We start from the raw sequence: 203 nt of genomic DNA, 5'->3' as shown, positions 1-203 counted from the left end.
AACCTGGTGATCAACGCCCGCGATGCGATGCCCGACGGTGGGCAATTGTGCATCGAAACCGCCAACAGCTACCTCGACGGCACCGACATCACCACCCTGGAACCGGTCAAGGCCGGCGACTATGTGATGCTCGGCGTGAGCGACAACGGCGCCGGCATGACCGCGAAAATCCTCGCCAAGGCCTTCGACCCGTTCTTCACCAC

General features: G+C 62.6%; 1 protein-coding gene. It reads left to right on the top strand.

Annotation, left to right across the window (positions count from 1 at the left end; all coding sequences use genetic code 11):
• A partial coding sequence (locus HX846_RS40115; RefSeq protein WP_372242072.1) for an ATP-binding protein occupies positions 1-203 on the top strand: 203 nt, incomplete at both ends.

This window comes from Pseudomonas sp. K5002 (genome assembly GCF_013386655.1).
GTDB lineage: Bacteria > Pseudomonadota > Gammaproteobacteria > Pseudomonadales > Pseudomonadaceae > Aquipseudomonas.
This window is presented reverse-complemented; position numbering and strand designations above follow the sequence as displayed.